Origin of the sequence: Rhodoligotrophos sp. CJ14 (assembly GCF_038811545.1) — a bacterium.
In the GTDB taxonomy this organism is placed as follows: domain Bacteria; phylum Pseudomonadota; class Alphaproteobacteria; order Rhizobiales; family Im1; genus Rhodoligotrophos; species Rhodoligotrophos ferricapiens.
In genome coordinates this window covers 1,773,329-1,796,058 of record NZ_CP133319.1, presented here as the reverse complement: position 1 = coordinate 1,796,058, position 22,730 = coordinate 1,773,329, and the positions used below count along the sequence as shown (strand labels likewise).

21 protein-coding genes are annotated in these 22,730 nt (G+C 62.7%); 14 read left to right on the top strand and 7 right to left on the bottom strand.

Features of this window, described 5'->3' with window-relative positions; all coding sequences use genetic code 11:
* Window positions 1-172 precede the first annotated feature (172 nt).
* The 8 genes from RCF49_RS08340 (at window position 173) to RCF49_RS08305 (ending at window position 8,912) form a co-directional block, all read left to right on the top strand.
* Window positions 173-547 carry a 4a-hydroxytetrahydrobiopterin dehydratase gene (locus RCF49_RS08340; RefSeq protein ID WP_342643564.1) on the top strand — a complete coding sequence of 125 codons (375 nt, stop codon included), beginning with the start codon at window positions 173-175 and terminating at the stop codon, window positions 545-547.
* A 57-nt stretch (window positions 548-604) separates the two neighbouring features.
* On the top strand, window positions 605-1,705 hold the full coding sequence (locus RCF49_RS08335) for a tungsten formylmethanofuran dehydrogenase (RefSeq protein ID WP_342643563.1): 1,101 nt from the start codon (window positions 605-607) through the stop codon (window positions 1,703-1,705).
* Window positions 1,702-3,336 carry a formylmethanofuran dehydrogenase subunit A gene (locus tag RCF49_RS08330; RefSeq protein ID WP_342643562.1) on the top strand — a complete coding sequence of 545 codons (1,635 nt, stop codon included), beginning with the start codon at window positions 1,702-1,704 and terminating at the stop codon, window positions 3,334-3,336. The genes RCF49_RS08335 and RCF49_RS08330 overlap by 4 nt, the downstream gene beginning before the upstream one ends.
* Entirely contained in the window at window positions 3,321-4,256 is a 936-nt protein-coding gene (gene fhcD, locus RCF49_RS08325; RefSeq protein ID WP_342643561.1) for a formylmethanofuran--tetrahydromethanopterin N-formyltransferase, read from the top strand. Before RCF49_RS08330 ends, fhcD begins: the two co-directional genes overlap by 16 nt.
* Window positions 4,253-5,065, top strand: coding sequence for a formylmethanofuran dehydrogenase subunit C (locus RCF49_RS08320; protein ID WP_342643560.1), 813 nt, complete (start codon window positions 4,253-4,255; stop codon window positions 5,063-5,065). Before fhcD ends, RCF49_RS08320 begins: the two co-directional genes overlap by 4 nt.
* Window positions 5,066-5,219: 154 nt before the next feature.
* Complete coding sequence (locus RCF49_RS08315) at window positions 5,220-6,899, top strand: formate--tetrahydrofolate ligase (protein WP_342643559.1); 1,680 nt, start codon at window positions 5,220-5,222, stop codon at window positions 6,897-6,899.
* Between the two features lie 27 nt (window positions 6,900-6,926).
* Window positions 6,927-7,835, top strand: coding sequence for a bifunctional methylenetetrahydrofolate dehydrogenase/methenyltetrahydrofolate cyclohydrolase FolD (folD, locus tag RCF49_RS08310; protein ID WP_342643558.1), 909 nt, complete (start codon window positions 6,927-6,929; stop codon window positions 7,833-7,835).
* Window positions 7,836-7,994: 159 nt separating this feature from the next.
* A complete protein-coding gene (locus RCF49_RS08305; RefSeq protein ID WP_342643557.1) occupies window positions 7,995-8,912 on the top strand; it encodes a bifunctional 5,10-methylenetetrahydrofolate dehydrogenase/5,10-methenyltetrahydrofolate cyclohydrolase in 918 nt (305 codons plus the stop codon).
* A 6-nt stretch (window positions 8,913-8,918) separates the two neighbouring features.
* Here RCF49_RS08305 and RCF49_RS08300 read toward each other — a convergent pair whose 3' ends face one another.
* From RCF49_RS08300 to RCF49_RS08285, 4 genes are all read right to left on the bottom strand, one after another.
* Complete coding sequence (locus RCF49_RS08300) at window positions 8,919-9,338, bottom strand: DUF3574 domain-containing protein (RefSeq protein WP_342643556.1); 420 nt, start codon at window positions 9,336-9,338, stop codon at window positions 8,919-8,921.
* A gap of 113 nt (window positions 9,339-9,451) precedes the next feature.
* Window positions 9,452-10,612: an acetyl-CoA acetyltransferase gene (locus RCF49_RS08295; protein ID WP_342643555.1), complete on the bottom strand. Its 1,161-nt coding sequence runs from the start codon at window positions 10,610-10,612 to the stop codon at window positions 9,452-9,454.
* A gap of 59 nt (window positions 10,613-10,671) precedes the next feature.
* The gene (locus RCF49_RS08290) at window positions 10,672-11,472 is read right to left on the bottom strand and encodes an SDR family NAD(P)-dependent oxidoreductase (protein ID WP_342643554.1); all 801 of its coding nucleotides are present in this window, start codon (window positions 11,470-11,472) and stop codon (window positions 10,672-10,674) included.
* Window positions 11,473-11,579: 107 nt separating this feature from the next.
* Window positions 11,580-12,494 carry a MurR/RpiR family transcriptional regulator gene (locus RCF49_RS08285; RefSeq protein WP_342643553.1) on the bottom strand — a complete coding sequence of 305 codons (915 nt, stop codon included), beginning with the start codon at window positions 12,492-12,494 and terminating at the stop codon, window positions 11,580-11,582.
* Window positions 12,495-12,605: 111 nt separating this feature from the next.
* Here RCF49_RS08285 and RCF49_RS08280 point away from each other — a divergent pair, with 111 nt between their 5' ends.
* From RCF49_RS08280 to RCF49_RS08255, 6 genes are all read left to right on the top strand, one after another.
* Window positions 12,606-13,859 (top strand): sarcosine oxidase subunit beta family protein, encoded by a 1,254-nt coding sequence (locus RCF49_RS08280; RefSeq protein ID WP_342643552.1) that lies wholly within the window; start codon window positions 12,606-12,608, stop codon window positions 13,857-13,859.
* Between the two features lie 113 nt (window positions 13,860-13,972).
* The gene (locus RCF49_RS08275) at window positions 13,973-14,317 is read left to right on the top strand and encodes a sarcosine oxidase subunit delta (protein WP_342643551.1); all 345 of its coding nucleotides are present in this window, start codon (window positions 13,973-13,975) and stop codon (window positions 14,315-14,317) included.
* Window positions 14,314-17,361: a sarcosine oxidase subunit alpha family protein gene (locus tag RCF49_RS08270; protein ID WP_342643550.1), complete on the top strand. Its 3,048-nt coding sequence runs from the start codon at window positions 14,314-14,316 to the stop codon at window positions 17,359-17,361. The genes RCF49_RS08275 and RCF49_RS08270 overlap by 4 nt, the downstream gene beginning before the upstream one ends.
* Window positions 17,354-17,965, top strand: coding sequence for a sarcosine oxidase subunit gamma (locus RCF49_RS08265; protein ID WP_342643549.1), 612 nt, complete (start codon window positions 17,354-17,356; stop codon window positions 17,963-17,965). Before RCF49_RS08270 ends, RCF49_RS08265 begins: the two co-directional genes overlap by 8 nt.
* A 27-nt stretch (window positions 17,966-17,992) precedes the next feature.
* Complete coding sequence (locus tag RCF49_RS08260; protein WP_342643548.1) at window positions 17,993-18,541, top strand: hypothetical protein; 549 nt, start codon at window positions 17,993-17,995, stop codon at window positions 18,539-18,541.
* A 35-nt stretch (window positions 18,542-18,576) separates the two neighbouring features.
* Window positions 18,577-19,119 carry a hypothetical protein gene (locus RCF49_RS08255; protein ID WP_342643547.1) on the top strand — a complete coding sequence of 181 codons (543 nt, stop codon included), beginning with the start codon at window positions 18,577-18,579 and terminating at the stop codon, window positions 19,117-19,119.
* Here the strand turns inward: RCF49_RS08255 and RCF49_RS08250 are convergent.
* The 3 genes from RCF49_RS08250 to RCF49_RS08240 form a co-directional block, all read right to left on the bottom strand.
* Window positions 19,111-20,031, bottom strand: a complete 921-nt coding sequence (locus RCF49_RS08250; protein ID WP_342643546.1) for a metallophosphoesterase family protein — start codon at window positions 20,029-20,031, stop codon at window positions 19,111-19,113. The genes RCF49_RS08255 and RCF49_RS08250 overlap by 9 nt on opposite strands.
* 156 nt (window positions 20,032-20,187) lie before the next feature.
* Window positions 20,188-21,525, bottom strand: coding sequence for a lipopolysaccharide biosynthesis protein (locus RCF49_RS08245; RefSeq protein ID WP_342643545.1), 1,338 nt, complete (start codon window positions 21,523-21,525; stop codon window positions 20,188-20,190).
* The gene (locus RCF49_RS08240; protein ID WP_342643544.1) at window positions 21,522-22,643 is read right to left on the bottom strand and encodes a lipid II:glycine glycyltransferase FemX; all 1,122 of its coding nucleotides are present in this window, start codon (window positions 22,641-22,643) and stop codon (window positions 21,522-21,524) included. The genes RCF49_RS08245 and RCF49_RS08240 overlap by 4 nt, the downstream gene beginning before the upstream one ends.
* Window positions 22,644-22,730: the final 87 nt, after the last annotated feature.

The window sequence follows — 22,730 nt, the reverse complement described above, 5'->3', positions numbered from 1 at the left end:
TGCTCACCGCACCCGTCGCCAATGGAGATTTCGCCGGGCGCGAAGTCAAGCCCCTTGGTGGTGAGGCTCAGTATCCGGCGATCCCTTGCCGGCGAGGCTTGGCTCAAGGGGCCATACATCCGAATAATGGGTGGGCGTAATGGGATGCACAATCGCGAAAGAGGCTGTTGCCATGAGCGAGCGCGATCAGACCTTCGATGATCATACGGTAGAGCGACGGCTTGCGGCCGAGCTGCCGAAATGGCGACTGGAGAATGGCTGGATCCGGCGGAAATACCGTACCAATAGCTGGAAGGGTACGCTGATGGCCGTGAATACGGTCGGCCATCTCGCAGAAGCCGCCTGGCACCATCCGGACATCACCATGTCCTATGGCTGGTTCGAGGTGCGGCTCAAGAATCACGCGGCGAACGGGATCACCGAGAAGGATTTCGCTCTGGCCAAGAAAATCGAGGAGGTGATCCAATGGCAGCCAGGCGCGGAAGACGGGCCGCTCGAGGGCACGCCGCAGAAGGATCTGCGCTTTGCCTACATCAAATATGATTGACCCGGTCGGCTGATCCGGGCAGTCCGGTCAAGATGAGGTCCGGCGCGGGTAAACCGAATGGCTGACGTGTTCGTGGAAGGCAGGCCGGCCACGCTGGATGAGGCGGTGGCCAGGGCCACCAGCCTGCTCGCTGGAGCACGGCTTCCGCTCATCGCGGGTCTTGGCACCGATATCGCGGGAATTCGTGCGAGCGTACGGCTCGCGGAGGCGGTGGGCGCTGCTATCGACCATCTGGCGGCAGAGAGCGTGCTGCGCAATGCATCGGTCATGCGCGATACCGGCTGGATGATCGCCTCGCCCGGTGAGGTTCGCCGGCATGCGGATCTCATCATGTTCATCGGCGATCAGATGACGAGCGCCTGGCCAGGGATGCTGGAGCACATCGCACCGGCATCGCAGAATGCTACCCTGGTGAGCTTGTGCGCGGCCGATATCGAAACGGCGGCCGGAATGGCGGGACGCAGGATCGAGCGGCTCGATATCGGCGCGGAGCTGCTGCCGGGTGTGCTTTCCGGTCTGCGGGCGCGGCTTGCGGGCCGGAAAATTACGGCTGCGCCCGAGCTGCGCGACCGGCTCGATGCGCTCGCGGTTCTGCTCAAATCAGCGCGTTATGGTGCGATCGTGTGGTCGGCCGAAACGCTCGATGAACTGGCCATAGAGATGGTGGTGGGCCTGATCCGCGATCTCAACATGAACAGGCGATTCGTGGGGCTGCCGCTTGCGGCAGGGGATAATGGCACAGGCGCGCTGCAAGCTTGCGGCTGGCTCACGGGCTATCCCATGCGCACCGCCTTCGGCGGCAGCGCCTTCCGGTCCGGCGCGAGGGCGCCGCTGCATGACCCGTGGGCCTACAGCGCCGACCGGCTCGTTCAGAGCGGCGAAGCGGATGCGGTCTTGTGGATCTCAGCCATGCGGCCAGCGGTGCCGGCATGGTCACGGGATCTTCCCATGGTGGCGCTGGTTGCGCCCGGCGCTGCCTTCGCCAGGCCGCCACATGTGCGCATCGAGGTCGGCATTCCCGGTATCGATCATGGCGCGGTGCTCTTTGGCAATGAGGCGGGCGGTCTCATCGCATGCGAAGCTTCCGCCAAGAGCGACAAGCCATCGGTTGATGCGGTGGTCGGTGCGATCGGCGCACGCTTGGAGGGGCGGGCATGATCAGGCTCAAGGGTGGTCGCATCATCGACCCCGCCAATGGGCGCGATGAGATCGGTGATCTCTGGATAGAGGGGGACAGGATCGCAGTGCCGGCTCCGGATGGTCGTGCGGTGGAGACGTTCGACCTCGACGGCGCGATCGTGATGGCCGGGGCGATCGATATCCACAGCCACGTGGCTGGCGGCAATGTCAATACGGCGAGGCTGATGCTACCCGAGCAGCACAAGGCCCATGCGCGCCGGCCCGCGACCACGGCGCTCGGTGCGGCCGGCTGGTCGACGGAAGAGACAGGGCTTCGCTATGCGGAAATGGGCTGCACCACGGTGGTCGAGCCCGCCATGGTGCCAAGCCATGCGCTGCATGCGCATATGGAATTTGCCGATATTCCCATTCTCGACAATGCGGGGCTCGCGGTTGTCGGCAATGACGCCTATCTGCTCCAGCTGTTGCGGGAGCGCCAGGGCCCCGACGCGGTTGCCGACTATATCGGCTACGTGATGCGGGCAACCAAGGCTCTGGGGGTCAAATGCATCAATGCGGGCGGCTCGGCGGCGTTCAAGGAGAATGTGCGCGCCTTTTCGCTCGATGACGAGGTGCCGGGCTATGGGCTCTCCTCGCGGGAAATCGTGCTCGCGCTGCAAGAGGCGGTTGCGGCACTCGGTATTCCGCATCCGCTGCATGTCCATTGCAATAATCTCGGCCTTCCCGGGGCGGTCGAAACGGCCATCGCCACCATGGATGCAGCGGGCGATTTGCCCATGCATTTCGCCCATATCCAGTTCTACAGCTATGGGTCGGAAGGGAAACGGCGGTTCTCGTCAGCCGCGGCGCAGATTGCAGAGGCGGTCAATGCCCGCAAGAACGTGACGGTCGATGTGGGGCAGGTGATGTTTGGCCAGACCGTGACCGTCTCGTGCGATACGATCCTGCAATTTGGCTCACGCAACAGTGCACGGCCGCGCAAGTGGAGCCTGTGGGACGGGATCGGAGATGGGGGCGGGGTCGTGCCTTATGCGTATAAGTCCACCAATCCCGTCAATGCGCTGCAATGGGCGATCGGCCTCGAGCTGTTCCTGCTCATCAACGACCCCTGGCGGGTGTTCTTCACGACGGATCATCCCAATGGCGCACCCTTCACGGCCTATCCCGAGATTTTCGCACTGCTGATGGACCGGCCCTTGCGTGATGAGTGGATGGCGCGCCTGCCGAAGTCGGCGCTTGCCAGCACGACGCTGCCCTCGATCACGCGCGAATATTCGCTCAATGAGATCGCGATCATGACCCGGGCCGCCCCGGCCAAATTGCTGGGCCTTCGGGATCGCGGACATCTCGGCGTCGGCGCGCTGGCCGATGTTGCGGTCTACCGGCCGCAGACTGATTATGCTGCGATGTTCGGGGCCGCAGAGTTCGTGTTCAAGAGCGGGGAGCTGGTGGTGCGTGATGGCCAGGTGGTGCAGCGCCCGGCAGGGCGGGCACTCATGGTCGAGCCGCCGGCCTCCCGCCAGGTCGAGGCGCGGGTCGAACGCTATTACGAGGAAACCTTCGGCTTGTCCGCGCGGATGTTCGCGGTGCCCGCGCATGCGGTCGGGGTGCCAGAGCCCTTCGAGAGCGTACCATGTCTGAGCAGATGACCTCAGATCCCACCACCGTACCCCTCATGCTCGGCGGGGTGGTGGTCGAAGACACGTTTGCGGAGGCCTTTGGCATGCGCGCAACAGCGGTTGTGATCACCGCTGACAGCTTACGTTGGGCGCGGCAGGCGGCTGTGACGATGACGGGCTTTGCCACCTCGGTGATCGGCTGCGGCTGCGAGGCCGGTATCGATGGCACGGTCAGCCCGGATGAGACACCGGACGGCCGGCCTGGCGTGCGCGTGCTGCTCTTCGCCATTTCGACCGATGCGCTGCAGAAGCAGCTGGAGGCACGGGTTGGGCAATGCGTGCTCACCAGCCCGGGCTCGGCCTGTTATGCGGGGCTCGATAGTTCCGATCGGCTCAAGCTCGGTGCAAATTTGCGCTATTTCGGCGACGGCTTCCAGATCGCAAAGCGGATTGGCGGGCGGCGCTATTGGCGGGTTCCCGTGATGGATGGCGAATTCGTCTGCGAGGCGACGACCGGCTTGACCAAGGCAGCGGTCGGTGGCGGCAATCTGTTGTTCCTCGCCCGCGACCGTGCCAGGGCGCTCAGGGCGGCGGAGGCTGCCGTGCAGGCCATTGCCAAGGTGCGGGATGTGATTTTGCCTTTTCCGGGCGGCATTGTGCGTTCAGGCTCCAAGGTCGGCTCGCGCTATAAGACCATGATGGCCTCCACCAATGATGCGTATTGCCCGACATTGCGGGCGGTGACGCATACCGCGCTCAGCGATGAGGTGGGGGCGGTCATGGAAATCGTGATCGACGGCCTCAATGATCAGGCGGTGAGAGATGCGATGCGCGCAGGGCTCCATGCAGCGGCGGCGCTGGGGCCGGACAAGGGACCCTTGCGGATCACCGCCGGCAATTACGGCGGCAAGCTCGGCAAGTTCCATTACCACTTGCGGGAGCTTGCATGACCATCTGCTTCCGCCTGAAGGCCGAACCCGAGCAGAGGGTTGATCTTTCGAGCCTTACGCCTGACGCGATCGCAGGCAAATCTCATCGCGACATCGCTAAGGCCGTCATCAGCACGACACGGGAAACGCTCACCGTCGGGGATCTCTTCAACATCAGCGGAGATGATGCCCAATCCCTCCGGTTCGAGGGTGGGAGCGAGCGGTTCGACTATGTGGGCCTCAAGATGAGCGGCGGCAGCATCATTGTTGAGGGCGATGTGGGCCAGCAGGCGGGAAGGCTCATGTCCGGTGGCGAGGTCACTATCAAAGGCAATGCCGGGCGGCTTGCGGGGTCGGGCATGGCTGGCGGCGTTATCGAGATTCGAGGCCAGGCGGGTGATCTCGCCGGAGGGCCATTGCCGGGCGAGATGGCCGGGATGCGCGGCGGGGTGCTCAGGATTGCCGGGAATGCGGGCGCGCGCGCCGGGGACAGAATGCGGCGCGGGCTCATCGCGATCGGCGGCAACGCGGGTGCGTATGCGGGCAGCCGGATGATCGCGGGAAGCCTGCTGATTGGCGGCCAGGCGGGGGCGCTGCCCGGATATCTCATGCGGCGCGGCACGATCGTCCTTGGTCGGGCGCCATTATCCACAAGTCCAAGCTTTGTCGGTTCCGGTCAGGCGGATGACGTATTCTTGAGGCTTCTCTTCCGCGAAGTGGCGCAGAAAGGTTTCGCGTTCAGGTCCGAGGCGGCTGGGAGCGGATGGCTCCGCTTTTCAGGCGACATGGCAGTTCTGGGACGCGGGGAGCTGATCTGGCCTGTTGAATAGAAGTAAAAAATAATCTCTCTTGAGAAATGTAATTTGCTCCCGCCCGGCTCTATGGTAGCGCGTGGGTCACGAGACTCGTGCATGCCGCTGGATGCGGGAGAGGGCGGAAGGCGGCCAGTCAGCCGACGCAGTATGGGTGAAGAGGAGCGCGCAGATGGGGACTGTCAAAAGCGATATCGAGATTGCCCGGGAAGCAACGCCGAAACCCATTCAGGAGGTCGGTGAGAAGCTCGGCATTCCGCCAAGCGATCTACTGCCCTTCGGCCATGACAAGGCAAAGATCTCGGCGAAGTTCATTGCGTCGCTCAAGGATCGGCCCAACGGTCACCTGATCCTCGTCACCGCCATCAGCCCGACGCCCGCGGGCGAGGGCAAGACCACCACGACGGTGGGGCTCGGGGATGGGCTCAACAGCATTGGGCGCAAGGCGGTGATCTGCATCCGCGAGCCTTCACTCGGCCCGTGCTTCGGCATGAAGGGTGGGGCGGCCGGCGGCGGCTATGCTCAGGTCATTCCGATGGAGGACATCAACCTCCATTTCACGGGTGATTTCCACGCGATCACGTCTGCCCACAATCTGCTGGCGGCGATGGTCGACAATCACATTTATTGGGGCAACGAGCAGAATATCGATACGCGCCGCGTGGCGTTCCGGCGCGTGCTCGACATGAACGACCGGGCCCTGCGCTCGATCGTGACCTCGCTGGGCGGCGTCACAAACGGCTTCCCACGCGAGGCAGGCTTCGATATCACCGTCGCATCGGAAGTGATGGCAATCCTGTGCCTTGCCAATGACCTCAGCGATCTGGAGCGACGGCTCGGCAATATCGTCGTAGGTTATCGGCGGGACAAGTCACCGGTCACTGCGGCGGATATCAAGGCCGCCGGCGCCATGACCGTGCTGCTGCAGCAAGCCATGCAGCCCAATCTCGTCCAGACGCTCGAGAATAATCCGGCGCTCATCCATGGCGGGCCATTCGCCAATATCGCCCATGGCTGCAACTCGGTGGTCGCCACCAAGACCGCGCTCAAGCTGGCGGATTTCGTGGTGACGGAAGCGGGATTCGGCGCGGATCTGGGGGCGGAGAAGTTCTTCGACATCAAGTGCCGCAAGGCCGGGCTCAAGCCCTCGGCGGCTGTCGTGGTCGCCACGGTCAGGGCGCTCAAGCATCACGGCGGGGTCGCCAAAGAAGATCTGAACAAAGAGAATGTGGAGGCGGTGATCAAGGGCGCCGCCAATCTTGGCCGGCACTTGCGGAACGTCGCCAAGTTCGGCGTGCCGGCGGTGGTTGGGATCAACCGGTTCGGCACGGATACCCTTGCTGAGATCGAGGCGATCCAGAAGTTCTGCAAGGAATTCGGGGTCGAGGCGGTGGTCTGCGAACATTGGGCCAAGGGGTCGGAAGGTATTCGCGAGCTGGCGGTCAAGGTTGCCGCATTGGCGGAAGACGAGCATGCGCAGTTCCGCACGCTTTACCCGGATGACATGCCGCTGTGGGAAAAGGTGCGTACCATTTGCCGCGAGATTTATGGGGCAGACGATGCTATCGCGGACAAAGCCGTGCGTGCCCAGTTCGCGGACTTCGAGAAGGCCGGCTATGGCCATTTCCCCGTCTGTATGGCCAAGACGCAATATTCCTTCTCGACAGACCCCAATCTGCGTGGCGCGCCGTCGAAACATGTGGTGCCGGTGCGCGAGGTGCGGCTCTCCGCCGGCGCAGAATTCATCGTCGCCGTCTGCGGTGAGATCATGACCATGCCCGGCCTGCCGAAAAAGCCGGCCGCGGAGGTCATTGGTCTCAATGAGGCGGGCGAGATCGTCGGCCTCTTTTAAGAGCTGCCGGAAAACAAGGAGCAATCCATGACGGCCAGGATCATCGATGGCAAAGCCTTCGCCGATCGTTTGCGCGCGCAGATCGCCGGCAAGGTTGCCGAACTCAAGACACGGCATGGCATCACGCCCGGGCTTGCGGTGGTGCTGGTCGGCGATGATCCGGCGAGTTCGGTCTATGTGCGCTCGAAAGCCAAGCAGACGGTCGAGGCCGGCATGGCCTCCTTCGAGCACAGGCTTGCCGCCTCTGCCCCGGAGGCAGATTTGCTCGCGTTGATCGCCAAGCTCAATGCCGATCCCGCCGTGAATGGCATTCTGGTGCAGCTGCCTTTGCCTGCTCAGATCAATTCCGAGCGGGTGCTGGAGGCGATCAGTCCGGAAAAGGACGTCGATGGCTTTCACGTGGTCAATGCCGGCCTGCTCGCCACCGGACAGGAGGCGATCGTCCCGTGCACGCCGCTCGGTTGCCTCATGCTGCTGAGGGACACGCTGGGCGATCTTTCGGGGCTGGAAGCTGTCGTGGTGGGGCGGTCCAATATCGTGGGCAAGCCCATGGCGCAGCTGTTGCTGCAACAGAGCTGCACGGTGACCATCGCGCATTCCAAGAGCCGCGACTTGCCGGGGATCTGCCGGCGCGCGGATATTCTGGTGGCGGCGGTCGGGCGGCCGGAGATGATCAAAGGCGATTGGATCAAACCGGGGGCGGCAGTGATCGATGTCGGGATCAATCGCGTGCCGGCGCCGGAGAAAGGGCCCGACAAGCATAAGCTGGTGGGGGATGTGGACTTTGCCTCAGCCTCGGCGGTGGCCGGCGCGATCACGCCCGTGCCGGGTGGGGTGGGTCCGATGACGATTGCGTGCCTGCTGGCGAATACACTCACCGCAACCTGCCGCACCAATGGCTTGCCTGAGCCCAGCCTTCTGGAGGAGGCGGCGTAGAGACAATCCTCAGTCATGCGACCTCGGATGCCCTCGTCGGAGCTGGGGCATGGCTATTAGAACGTCATGATTTGTTCGTGCTCCCGGAGCAATGCTCACCCCCGGCGCGGGGCGTGGATTTGGCTCTGGCCGGGCCGCTCGTGTATCGAGGACATTCGAATGACGGACTTCACCCATAAACTGCTGGATGGCCGCCAGATTGCGGCAGCCATGCACGAAACCATTCATGAGGACGCCGCAGCACTCAAGGAGAGCGGCTGGCCGGTGCGGCTGGTGTCGATCGCGGTGGGCGACAGCAAGCCGGCCGAGCTCTATATCCGCAATCAGGCACGTATTGCCGAGAAGGTCGGCATTGCCTTCGAGGACCGCTTCTATCCGGATACGACGGGAGCGGACGAGTTGCTCGGCATCATTCACGGCCTCAATGTGGACCCGCGGGTCAGCGGGGTCATCATCCAGCGGCCACTGCCGAAGCACATCCCGGTGCGGGCGGTGCAGCGGGCGGTGCATCCGTTCAAGGATGTGGAAGGGCTGCATCCGGCCTCGATCGGCGACATCGTCTATAATGACCTGGTCATGGGACCCTGCACGGCGGTTGCGGCGGTCGAGATCCTCAAGACGACGCCGCTCAAGCTCGAAGGGCTCGAGGTGGTGGTGATCGGCCATTCGGAAATCGTGGGTAAGCCCATCGCCTTCCTGCTGATGGGGGCGGGCGCCACGGTCACCGTATGCCATGCGATGACCCGTAATCTGGCTATTCATTCCCGCCAAGCGGATGCGGTGTTCGTGGCGGTGGGCAAACCCGGGCTGGTCACGGCCGAGATGCTCAAGCCGGGTGCCGCTTTGATCGATATCGGCATCAATCAGGTCAGCTTGCCTGATGGCAGTGCCAAGGTGGTGGGGGATGCAGATTTCGACAGCTGCGTTGCGGTTGCCGGCTGGATCACGCCCGTGCCCGGCGGGGTCGGCCCTGTAACCGTCGCAACGCTGATGCGCAATGCGGTCAGAGCCGCATCCCTGCAGCGCGCGGCCTATGAGAAGAGCTTTGCCACGACCGAAGCGGTTTATTTGAACTGATCAGCATCACTCTACAATGCGGGCGGGCACCTCGACCTGGAAGACCGAGTCCTGCTTGAAGCGCTTCACATATTCGGCCTTGATCTCACCAAGCTTTTTCTGCGCGTCGTGAGTGTCGGGGTGAACGATCAGCAGGAGCTTGGTGGTTTCAGCCGTCGTCAAAGCCGGCGCTGAAGCCTGATCGCGGCTCTGGCCGTAAGCGCTGAGCACCGTCAGCCCGTCGGGGAAGCGTGGGGTGACCACCTCGGAGAGGAAACGGGCCCAGGCTTGCTCGGAAACGCCAGCGCCATCCTTGCTGCGCAGGCCGAAATAGAGTTGTGACTGAATGGCCTCGGCATTGTGCCATTTCCGTTCCTGAGCGTGCGCGGGGATGGCAGCGAGGTTGAACAGCACAGCTATGAGCGTGAGCAGAGAACGAAGCGGCATGAAAGCCCTCATTGCGCGTGAATGCGCAATCAAGAGCGGTTTGCGGGCTGGGGTCAAGCGGAAGCTGCGGCGGCCATGCAAAGACGGACCGCCGCTGCCGCAAGTGTGCTGGATTAGCGCAGACGCTCGAGGATCGAGACGTAATTGGCGACTGCCGCGCCACCCATGTTGAAGATGCCGGCGAGCTTAGGATCCTTCACCTGCATGCCGCCAGCCTGACCGAGAAGCTGCATGGAGGCCATGATGTGCATGGACACGCCGGTCGCGCCGATCGGGTGACCCTTCGACTTGAGGCCGCCGGACGGATTGACGGGGAGCTTGCCGTCCTTCTCGGTCCAGCCCTCATTGATGGCGCGCGCGCCCTGGCCGCGCGGGGTGAGACCCATCGCCTCGTATTCGATCAGCTCGGCGATGGTGAAGCAGTCATGGGTCTCGACGAAGGAGAGGTCATCGAGGCTCGTTCCGGCCTGCTCATGAGCCTTCTTCCAGGCGGCTTCGCAGCCCTCAAAGGCAACGATGTCGCGCTTGGCCATCGGCAAGTAATCTTGGGCATGGCCGATGCCACGGAAGTGGACCGCCTTCGGCATGCGCATCGCCGTTTCCACATCCGTCAGCACGATCGCAGCGGCGCCATCGGAGACGAGCGAGCAGTCGGTGCGGCGGATCTGGCCGACAACGATCGGGTTCTTGTCGCTGACGCTATTGCAGAACTCGAAGCCGAAATCCTTGCGCATCTGCGCATAGGGGTTCTCCACGCCGTTCTTGTGGTTCTTGGCGGCGATGCGGGCGGTTGCCTCGGACTGGTCGCCATAGCGCTGCTGATAAAGATCCTGGATGCGGGCAAAGACACCGGCAAAGCCGCCGGGCGTGTCAGCCTCGGTCTTGCGGTAGGATGCATTGAGCAGCGCGTCGCCAATCTCGGCGCCGGAGGCAGCCGTCATCTTCTCGGCGCCCACCACGAGCACGAAGCGGCTCTTCTTGGCGTAGATCTCGTTCAAGCCCATTTGCACCGCGGCCGAGCCGGTGGCGCATGCATTCTCCACGCGCGTTGCCGGCTTGAAGCGCAGGGCAGGATCTGCATCCAGAGCGAAGGCCGCCGGGAAGCTCTGCTTCTCGAAACCACCGAAATTGCCGACATAGATCGCGTCGATATCAGAGAACTCGATCCCGGCGTCCTTGACGGCGTCATGCGCCACACGCGCGATCATGTCCTCGAGGGCCTGCCCCTCCAGTTTGCCGAACTGGGAGTGCGCCCATCCTACGATACAGCCCATCCGCTTTGATCCTTGTTAGAGTTTCGCGAGAATTGTTGCTCGTTGGTGCAGATTGCGGGTCAAGCAAATTTCGCCGAGATGCCGCCGTCCACCACAAGTTCAGTTCCGGTTACATATTTCGCTTCGTCGGAGGCAAGATACAAGGCCGCATAGGCCACGTCCCAGGCATCACCCATGCGTCCAGTGGGGCACAAAGCGTCGCGTTTCGCCTTGACGGTGGCCTGATCTGCGTCTGCGTCATAGGCCTTTGCAACGTCGCCATAGATGAGGGGTGTATCGATCATACCGGGCAGGATCGCATTCGCTCTTATTCCTTTGCGGGCATATTCCAGCGCGATGCCTCTGGTCAGCGAGAGGAGGGCTCCCTTGCTGGCGTAATAGCTCGCATAGGGGATGCCGGTGTAGCGAATGGCGGCGATGGACGAAATGTTGATGATGGCGCCCGAACCCTGACGCTCCATATGCGGCAAGACATATTTGCAGGTCAGGAAGACGCTCTTCAGGTTGATGTCATTGGCCCGGGTCCAGTCCTCTTCGGAGAGTTCGACCACACCGCCCATGCGAATGACGCTGACGCTGTTGACGAGAATGTCGATGCGGCCGAACGCGGACAGGCAGGCAGCCACCGCCCGTTCAACATCGTCCGATTTTGAGACATCCGCGGCGAATGTGGCGCAGATTCCGCATTCGTCGTCGATAATGGAACGGGTCTCTTCAGCGGCTTCACGACTGGCGTCGACCGCGAAGATCTGGGCGCTTTCGCGCGCAAAAAGGGTCGATATTGCCTTGCCATGGCCCCAGCCGGGGCCCATGGAGCCCGCACTGGTCACCAAAGCTACCTTACCCAGCAGTCTCGCCATCCGTTCTCCCTTCACTTTGGCACGTGTGCAAAAGCTAACACGCCCTACCTGCGCTGTGGACCGCCGCTGGTGCAAGCGTGCTATGCGTGAGGGGGGAGGTTGGGACGCTACGTCAACTTCGCCTCGGACTTGGAATTCCGCCAATAGATGCCCTGCTGCTCGCGGAAACGATCAACCGCCTTGATGCGAGAGACGAGAGAACGGTCGCCACGGGAGACGACGGCTGCAACCAGGGTCTCCAACATGGCGACCAAGGCGGTCTGCGAGGGGAAGAATTGAGGGCTGGCCGCGGGCACGACCAGAAGGTGCGATGCCCTTTGAGCAAGCGGTGACGCGAGACTGTCGGTGACCCCAATGACGGCGGCGCGACGCTCCACAGCCAGATCCGCGGTCCGGACGGTTTCGCGTGCATAGGGTGCGATGCTCAGGACCAGAAGGGCATCGCGCGCCGTGAGGCCGGCCAGCTCGTCGACGACGGAGCCCATCGCCGGGGATGCGAGGTGCACATCCGGCAGCATCATCCGGGTGACATAGGCGAAGTAGGTGGCAAAACCGTAGAGGCCGCCGATGCCGACCACGTGAACCTTGCGGGCCCTGAGAAGCGTATCAGCCGCGCTGGCGATGGTGCGGGCGTCCGCGCCACGGAAGGCTGCCTCAACATTGGAAAGGCTTGCCTCCGCCATGCCGCCGACCACCGCCCCGACATCGCCGCTCGCGGCAAGGGACTGCAGCCATTCCGCCCGATCAGCAAAGCCGCCGCCACCGCGCAACGCCTCCTGAAAGGGCTTGCGGAAATCGTCATAGCTGTCGAAGCCCGCAAGCTTCGCCAGCCGGATCATGGTCGTGGGCGCAATGCCGAAGCGGGCGGCAAACCTGCGCATGGAATGCATGGCGACCTCTTCCGGGGCGTCCAGCACCGCTTTGGCTGCCTGTGCCAATTGCGGCGGAAGCTCGGAAAAGGCGGCCGACAGTTTGCCGAGAATGGCCTTGTGATCGGTGGCGCTCACGATCAATCCTTGCATTCAGAATGATCCAAACAAAATAGAGTATGGAACATTTGTACCAGATTTGCTAGAAGCAGAGGAAGGATCGGCCCCTACGGAGCCGAGCAGGCGAGAACGGAGCGAGAGCGCATGCGCTATTCGGTTGCGAGCGTCATCCGGGAGGCTCTCACGGGCAATACGGGCTGGGGCCGGGCCTGGCGTGATCCGGAGCCGAAGCCCGCCTATGACGTGCTCGTCGTGGGCGGCGGCGGCCATGGTCTTTCAACAGCCTATTACCTGGCCGAAGAGCATGGGATCCGGAATGTGGCGGTGCTCGAGAAAGGCTGGCTCGGCGGCGGCAATGTGGGCCGCAACACCACGATCATCCGCTCCAACTACATGATGGACGGCAATACCCAATTCTACGAGCTGTCCATGAAGTTGTGGGAGGGGCTCTCGCATGAGCTGAACTACAATGCCATGGTCTCGCATCGTGGCGTGTTCAATCTGGCGCATACGCCTGCCCAATATGACGCTTTTGCCTATCGCGGAAATGTCATGCGGTCGAACGGGATCGATGCGGAGATCCTGTCGCGGGAGGAGGTGCGCCGGGAGCTTCCCTATCTCGATTTTTCGGAGAAGGCGCGGTTTCCCGTTTATGGCGCGCTGGTGCAGCGACGCGGGGGCACCGCCCGCCATGACGCGGTGGCCTGGGGCTATGCGCGCGGCGCCGATACGCGCGGGGTCGACATCATCCAGAATTGCGAGGTGACGGGGTTCATCCGCGAGGGTGACCGGATCGTCGGGGTCGAGACGACCCGCGGCGCAATTCGCGCAAAGAAGGTGGCCATGGCCGTGGCCGGTCATAGCAGCGTGCTTGCGGAAAAGGCGGGCATGCGGCTGCCGATCGAAAGCCATCTGCTGCAGGCCTTCGTGTCCGAATCGATCAAGCCGCTGATCGACACGGTCATCACCTTCGGGGCGGGGCATTTCTATATCAGCCAGTCGGACAAGGGATCGCTGGTATTTGGCGGGGATCTCGACGGCTACAACTCCTATGCCCAGCGCGGGAATCTGCCGATCGTCGAGCATGTGCTGACCGAGGGAAAGGCGCTCATTCCCTGTCTGTCACGGCTGAGGATGCTGCGGCACTGGGCGGGCGTCATGGATATGAGCATGGATGGCAGCCCGATCATTGATCTGACGCCGATTCCCGGGCTCTATCTCAATACGGGCTGGTGCTATGGCGGGTTCAAGGCGGTGCCGGGTTCGGGCTGGTGCTTTGCCTATCTCATTGCTCGCGATGAGCCCCATCCGGTGGCGGCCAAGTTCCGGCTCGACCGGTTCCGCACCGGCCGGCCAATCGACGAGAAGGGCGCCGGCCCCGTGCCCGGACACCATTAGAGCGGGATGACCCATCTTCGAATTTCGATCCCGCTAATCTTTTATGCGAGCATGATCTTTTCCGAAAACCGGCATCCACTTTTCGGGATCATGCTCTGGAAGAGGGCTGAGCCATGCTGATCAACTGTCCCTATTGTGGTCTTCGCAGCCTCGAAGAATTCACCTATGGCGGCGATGCGAGCCTCGCGCGGCCGGACCTGGCGGATGAGGATATGGAGCGCTGGTACAATTACGTCTATCTGCGCGACAACCCCCGCGGCTCCCACAAGGAGTTCTGGCATCATCTCTATGGTTGCCGGCAATGGCTGGTTGCGACGCGGGATACGCTGACGCATCAGATCGAGAGCGTGGTGCCGGCGCGCGAAGTGGTAAAGCCCGCGGATGTCCGCAAGCCCGCGCCATCACAACAGGCATCGAGCGCCAAACCGGCTGACATGCGCGAGGTGGTCAAGTCATGACCAATGGAACAGCCAGGCTGCCCGCGGGTGGCCGTATCGACCGCTCGAAGACGATCAGCTTCATGTTCGATGGCAAGAGCTATCAGGGGCATCCAGGCGATACGCTTGCCTCTGCCCTGCTTGCCAATGGCGTCACCCTGATGGGGCGCAGCTTCAAGTATCACCGGCCGCGCGGGGTGGTCTCGGCGGGATCAGCGGAGCCGAATGCGCTCGTCACGCTGCGGGGCGGCGGGCGGCGCGAACCCAATATTCCGGCGACGCTGGCTGAGCTTCATGACGGGCTCACGGCCATCAGCCAGAACCGCTGGCCGTCGCTCGATTTCGATCTCGGCGCGGTCAATGATGCGCTGAAGCCATTTCTGGCGGCGGGGTTCTACTACAAGACCTTCATGGGGCCGACGGAAAAGGCCTGGATGTGGTTCGAGCCCTTCATTCGCCGAGCGGCGGGACTGGGCGCTGCCGCAGCCGAGCGGGATCCCGACCGCTATGAGCGGCTCACTCTGTTCTGCGATGTGCTGGTGGTGGGCGGTGGCCCGGCAGGGCTCGCCGCGGCCTTGGCGGCAGGACGAGCCGGCGCCCGGGTGGTGCTGGCGGATGAGGGCCCGGTGCTCGGCGGCATGCTGCTTGACGAGGCGGCAGGCTCGGATGCCGATCGCTGGCGGGAAAAGGTGCTGGCGGAACTCGCGAGCCTTACCAATGTGCGCGTCCTCACCCGCACCACAGTGTTCGGCGCTTATGATCATGGCGTGTTCGGTCTCGTCGAGCGGGTCGCGGATCACAAGGCTGAGCCTGCAGCTTTCGAGCCACGGCAGCGCTATATCACCGTGCGGACGCGAGCGGCGGTGGTGGCGGCTGGTGCCATCGAGCGGCCGATCGGCTTTGGCAATAATGATCGGCCGGGGGTGATGCTGGCCTCCGCCTTGCGGAGCTATATCAACCGCTACGCCGTCTTGCCGGGACGCAACATTCTGGTCTTCACCAATAATGACAGCGCCTATCGCGTGGCGATTGACGGGGCACGCGCCAAGGCTGCGGTAACCCTGGTCGATGCCAGGGCGAAGATGCCGGAAGCGCTGGCTGCCGAAGCGCGATCGGCGGGTGTGCATTTGCTGGCGGGCCATGCGGTCGCGCAAGTCATCGGTTATAAGCGGGTCCGCAAGGCGATCGTCGCGCCTTTCGACAGCGCCACCGGACAGGCCGACACGGGCTGGAAGGAGATACGCTGCGATCTCATCGCGATGTCGGGCGGCTGGAATCCGGCGGTTCACCTTGCAAGCCAGCGTGGCATCCGGCCACACTATGATAATCGTACCGCCGCCTTTCTCGCTGATATTCCCGAAGGCCATCCCACCGCTCAAGGGATGTATCTGGCGGGTGCTTGCAATGGGGCCTTCGATGCGCCGTCCGCCGCGAAAGCCGGGTTTGCTCAGGGGCAGGCGATCGTTTCGGGTCTGGGCTTTGCCGCCGAGAAAGCGGGCGCGCTGCCGGATCTCGCCGGGCTTCCAGGGGATCAATGGATCGAGCCGATCAGCCCGGTGTGGGATGTGAAGGCACCTCCGGGATTGCGGGCGCGCAAGCGGTTCCTCGATTTCCAGCACGATGTGTCGGCATCCGATGTGGAGCTTGCCCATCGCGAGGGCTATGTCTCCGTCGAGCACATGAAGCGTTACACGACGCTTGGGATGGCGACCGACCAGGGCAAACTTGCCAATGTGCCGGGGCTTGCCATTCTGGCGGGCCTCAGGGGCGATGCCATCAATGATGTCGGCACGACCACGTTCCGGCCGCCTTATACGCCAGTGTCGCTCGGTGCCATCGCCGGTGCAGAAACCGAGGATCACTTCAAGCCGATCCGGCGCACGCCGTTCCACCGCGCAAATGAGCGAAGTGGCGCCGTGTTCATCGACACGGGGCTGTGGAAGCGCGCCTGGTATTATCCGAAGGCCGGGGAGGATGTGAATGCCTCCTATAAGCGCGAGGCCGAGCAGGTGCGGCGCACAGTCGGCATGGTCGACGTGTCAAGCCTCGGCAAGATCGATGTGCAGGGGCCGGATGCGGCGGAGTTCCTCAACCGCATCTATGTGAATGCCTGGGCGAAGCTCGAGGTGGGCAAGGGCCGTTACGGGGTGATGCTGCGGGATGACGGGGTGGTGTTCGATGACGGCACGACCACGCGCATCAGCGAGAGCCATTACTTCATGACCACCACCACGGCCGGTGCCGCCAAGGTCATGGCGCAGCTCGAATATCTGCTGCAGACGGCCTGGCCCAATCTCAAGGTGTCCGTGACGTCGGTGACCGACCAGTGGGCGGGCGTGGCGATCGCGGGGCCGAATTCGCGGGCGCTGCTGCAGGACCTCGTGTCCCAAATCGACATGTCCAATGCGGGGCTTCCGCATATGGGCATGCGCGAGGGGCTGATCGGTGATATTCCGGTGCGGGTGCATCGGTTGTCGTTCTCGGGCGAGCTTGCTTACGAGGTCTATACGCCGGCGGGTTTCGGCGAGGCGATGTGGAATGCCATTGTTGCCAAAGGCGAGAGGCACGGGCTCGTGCTCTATGGGTCGGAAACCTTAGGCACCTTGCGTATTGAAAAGGGCCATGTCTCAGCGGCGGAGCTTGATGGGCGCACGACGCTCGATGATCTCGGGCTTGGCGGCATGGCGAGCAAGACGAAGCCTTATATCGGCAAGGTCCTGTCGCGGCGTGAGGCCTATCTCGATCCGGCGCGGCAGCGTTTCGTGGGCCTTCTGCCAGTTGATCCCAATGCGCGGATCAGGCCCGGCAGCATCATTCACCTGCATGGCGGGGATCATACGGGCTTCGGGTTGGGACGGGTGACCTCAACCACCTATAGCCCGCAGCTCAAGCGCTATATCGCGCTGGGGCTGGTGTCGGGCGGGCTCGGCCAGGGACATGGGCACGGGTCACAAGAACCTGAGCGCATGGTCGATGCCTGCTATCCGCTGAAGGGTGACGTGGTGGCGGCAAAACTGGTCTCGCCGCATTTCTTCGATCCGGAAGGGGAGCGTCTGCGTGGCTGAAATTCTCTCGGCTCTTGATGGCCATGTGATCGCTGGGCGGCGAGGTGCCGTTACGGAGGCGCCCGGTGTCATTTTATCTGAGCGACAAGGACTGATCACGGTTCAGCTGACAGCCTGGCCTGACACCGCGGCTGGCGTTGCCGCGAAGGCCGGTGAGATCGCCGGCACGCCGATGCCGCCCTCCATGCGGCTCGGCATCACGGGCGCGGGTGGGAAGCCCACCGTGCTGCAGGTGGGGCCCGAACGCTGGTGGTTCCTGGTTTCGCCCACATCCGATCTCGGCAAGCGGCTGCAAGACGGCTTCCCGGCGGATCAGGCGGTGGTGACCGATCTTTCGCATGCTCGCACCATCGTGACGATCACCGGGCCCAAAGGCCGGGACCTCCTTGCGCGCATTCTGCCGATCGATACGGATCCGGTGGTCCTTCCGGCGGGCAGCGTCGCCCAGTCGGTGATGCATGGGGTGGGCGTGCTTCTGCATTTCTTCGCGACCGGTGCGGATGGGGATATCTATGATCTCCATATTCCGCGCAGCTTTGCCCTCTCCCATTGGGAATGGCTCGTGCATGTGGCCGAAGGGCTTGGCGTCGAAGTGAGGGGTTAAGCTCGTCCAATCAGGGCGAGCCTCATCATGGACAAGATTATTTGCCAGGCATATGCAACTCATGGTTGCGAGTCCCAATTGGGTAGTCACCGTAATTCATTTGCATTGGATAAGATCATTATGAACGAGAATGTTAGGCCGATTGGCGGGCCAACCGCGTCGAGCATGCATTTGACGGATCAGGATTGGATCGTGAGAAAGCTTTGGTTCATGTTCAACCCGCTCGACAAGTCCAAGGTATTTCCGCCTCTCGACATAGGTGTCGCTGCATCATTGGCGAAAGACTGGGACAAATCTCCGATCGATTATAAGATGAAGGCATTCGATTTCATCAAGAAGACATACGGGAAGACTGGTCTGTTTGACTTCGCCAACAAGGTGGAACCGGGCTGGCAGGAACACAAGATCAATCTCGCGCGGCCTGAGCAATCCACAACCGATCTTTATCACAAGCCAGCTTTGCAGCACGCCGAGCCTGCGCACGGGGATTTGCACGGGCTCGACAATCCCTCCTTCGAGGATCGGGGGTCTAATGCGTCGACGCACAAGCTGGCAGATCTGTTGGATATTTCGTGATATTGGGCCGTTTGCGGCAGTAAGTGATATAGATCATGAATGCGTTGAAAGTCATTCTGGAAAATATTGTCTACGATCGGATCATTCCCCTCGAGACGCTTCCGCCTCGCCTGGTCGGGCCATTGTTCGAACATCAGGAATACACGCGGAATCACTGGTGGGATTTCACAGATGGGCAGAAGGTCTCGTTTCTAAAGGAATTGGGCCGGTACAGCCCCGTTTATGAGAATCGCTTCATCGAAGCGTTCAACTTTCTCAATACTGTGCCGGAGCCGCCAGAGGGATACCGCCCACTCGGGTCTGGCGAAAAGGCCCAGGTAAGCGTCTGGTCGCAGAATTGGGAATCGACGCCGTTGAAAGACCAGCTCAAGTTCATCAATGCCCTGCATTCCATCTCAGGGCCGGATCATGAGCTTCCGGATTTTCTCGACCGTGCCGTTCCCAATCTGCAGTGGCGCAATGGGGAAGCCAGTCTCGGCCACCCTTCAGACGGGCAGGGTGTGGAACATGGCCCGCACGGGCCGATACAGGCCGTTCAGCACGTTGAGCCGCATCTTCACGAAGCGCACCTAGGCTAGGTTGCCATCGCAAGAGCGTGCTTCCGGCCTTTCTTGCGTCCGCTCGTCTCCCAAGCCAAAGGTGACCCGATGAGGCTCGATCGGCTTGCCGCGGCGACGGCGTTCTCCCTGCGGCAGGTCATCGAGGCTGGGCCACAGGCCTGATTCGATCCAGCGAGAGAAGACCTCATCCCCGCACTGCCGCCGCAACCGATTGGCGGCGGTGCGGTGGTCATAGGCGATCGGCATATGGTCGAAGACGAGGCCCGAGGACGCAGACCGCACCATGGAGGCCCAGACGCGTGGTGTTCCATCATTGGGGGGAAGGCCCAGGCTTCCGGGATTGTGCCAGGCCTGTCCCGGGCCATCGCTGGCAGAGAAAAGACGGGTAAAGGGCAGGCCGGAGCGGCCAGCAATGACCACATCGGTCGTGGAGACGCTGAGCTCTGGCTGAAATGCGGGGCCGGCCGAGGAGCGGAAGAGCAGCTTCTCCATGCTGGTCACTCCGCCATGCACCACCCGGAAGGTGTAGCCGCCGAGGCTAAACACCAGCTCCGCCGGCAGGGCTTCCATCCAATCGGCCAGCTCAGGCGGTAAGCCGTCTTCGAGGATGCGCTTCCATCCCGGCGCGACCATTTCGGAGAGATCCACCACACCGGCGCCTTGCGCGAGCTGTGGTGCATCGACCTCAAAGGACCCCTTGACCGCCGCTATGCCCAGTTCGGCGAATTGCTGGGCGCAAGCCACAGGCTCGGCGCAGAAGGGGGCCACGCTGCCCGTATAGATCATCCGGGTGAAAGGGATGCCACGTTCCGCTGCGAACTTCAGCAGGGCTTCGAGGGCATCGAGATTGCCATCCACGCCCCCGAAGATCAGCAGCGCCCCATCGAGCTGTCCCAGATCCTGTATCGCCGGCGCGGCGTTTGGTGTCATGCTTGGGGCCTCGGCTGCTCATTCTACCCGACGAATACCACCTTCACGCGGCTGCGGACAGACCATCGCGACGGGCATGGTTCGGCATTAACAGGACAGTGTTGCGGCGCTTTTGGGGCAGGCCGAGCGGGCCGGTCCAGGGGGAAACGGCGAGCCTCAGGCGTGCCGCACCAAGTGCCGAGCCGCAAGCTGCCGCAGCGGTGTCCAGAAGGTGACATCATAGCCCGTCACCTTATAGGCGACCACCGCCAAAGCTGCCGACCAGCCTGTAATCGTGACCAGCATGGCGATGCCCGCCCCCTCGAGGCCCAGCCGGGGCACGAGGAGAAAGTTCAGGACAACGAGCGCAAGCATTCCTCCGCCGAGGGCCGGGAGCGCCTTTGTCTGATGGCCGGTCACCGTGAGCAGCTGGACGGAGGCGGTGCCGAGGCTCGCGCGGGCGATCTGTGCGAAGGACAAGAGCACAAGGAGCTTATAGCCTCCCGCGAATTCAGGCCCGATATGCTTGAGAATGGAATTTCCGAAGAGAGCAAGCAGCACAGTTGCGCCGACGGCAAGGCCGACGCCGGCGAAATTGGCGCGTCCAAGGGCCTGCATCACGCCATTCCTGTCGGTGCGCGCATGAGCATCAGCAAGGTCGGGCAGCGCGATCTGGTTAACTGAATGCAGCGCGAACACGATGAAGGCGGTGAAACGTACGCAGATATTGAAGACGGCGATCTGCTCAGGTGTCAGCAGGGTGCTGAGCAGGAGAATATCCACGTCGATGAAGTAGTTGGTGAAGAGCACGATCAAGACGAGCGGCACGGCCGATTTTCGCCACGTGGCATTTTCCCGGGTGCGTGGCGCGTGGCGGCCGGCGAGGATGCCCTCTCGGCGCATGAGCGCCCATTGCAGCAGAGCCGCCAAGACCGCGACGCCAAGGTTCATCGCCATCAACTCCATGGCAGAGATGACCGACGAGAGTGCCAGTTCGGCGAGGGCGACCGCGGCGATGAACAGCATTGGGCGGAGCAGCGTGTCGGGCAGAAAGCCGAGAAACGGCTTGCGATAGGCATTGGCCACGGCGCCGTGGAAATTCAGCATGGCCATGCCGGGCGCAGCAAGGGCACCGATGGCGAGGGCCAAAGTATAATCCGGGCTGCGGTCACCCTGGAAGAGCCATAGTCCGGTCCAGGTGAGCGCAATCAGCACCAGAGAGCTGAGGAAAATGCCGCGCAGGCCGGAACTCGTGAAGCCAGTGGTCAGATCGGCGCGCTCATCGACGCGATAACGGGCGATATAGCGCTGCGCGATCGAGGGATAACCGCCCGCAGCGACGATCGCCAGGACCCCGCCCAGCGACATCGCCACGGCATAATGGCCGAGGGTGTCGGCACCGAGCCAGCGGGCGATGAGGATCTGGGTCAGGAAGGTGAGGCCGGCTCCTGCAATCCGGGCGCCGATCAGGCTGGCGGAGAGGGTAAGCAGCCGAGAGCTACTGATCGGTTTCATTGCGCGGCGCGCTCCGAACGGGCGAGCCAGCGCCGTTTCGCGTTGCGCAAGCCGAAGATGCTGAAGGCCGCGACCCGGCTGATCGGGTCTGTGGCATAGGCGTATTCGTCAAGTCGCTCGGTGATTATCCCTTTCGCCCCGACGAATTGGCGCTTGAACTGCGCGAGCCCAGGGTCGCCTTCGGCCCCGCCGAGATCATACCAAAGAGGTCCGCTGCCGGTGAGATGCTCGAGAATCCACCAGTGCAAGGCATAGCCGGCCTTCACCCCCAGCGCCCGGTCGTCGGTCGCGCCAAACATGTACATTGCCCGGTCGCCGGCGCGGGAGATCACGGCTCCCGCGGTTGGCGTCCCATCGAGGCGGGCAATCACGATCTCAGGTCGCAAGCTTGGCACGGCGGCGGTCACCAGGGCGGGCAGGGCGTCTATGCCCGAATGATCATCGAACCGCTTGCGCAAAAGCATCGCATCATAAAGCTGCATGAAGGTCGCAAGACCCTCATCACCAGGCACGATCGCAATCTCGAGGTTCTGGCTCTGCGCCTTCTTGAGATTGTAGCGCCATTTGCCATGCAAGCTGGAGCGCTGGGCCGCGAGGTCGATGCCCAGATTGACGAGATAGCGGGCCGGATCGGGAATGCTGCCCCGATGCTGGAAGCCCGCCGCCAACAGAGCATCGGCCATGTGGCCCGGGCTGAGCGGGTCCGGCAATGGTATCATAATGAGACAGCGCTTCTCTATGTCGGCCACATGGCTCTGCAAGGCATGGATGACCGCGTTCAGCCGATCCGGATCATCGTCTTGCGAAGACATGCGCCAAAGCGGCCCGAATTTGAGGACCGAGAGCCCGCGCTGCAGCACAGGCAGATTGAAATCGACCAGCAGTCCTCCGCCGATCACCTGTCCGTTCTCGGACACTGCCAGACACCGCACGCGGTCACGACCCCAGCGCGCACAGGCATAGGCGGCGGTCTGTTCCGGCACCACATCACGGAAAGTGGACGCGAGCTCGTCCCAGCGATCGGGGGCGATGAGGCGGACCTCTTTGGGCGCGAGCGGTGAAAGAGCATCCTCACTGCTGGCGTGATGGTCCCGCGCCGGGCGAAGACCGCCGGACACAGGACTTGGCGCCGCGCCTATCCGGGGAGACATAGAATATGTGGGGCGAGACAGTGCTGGGGCCGCCATTTCGATGATCCTGAGCCT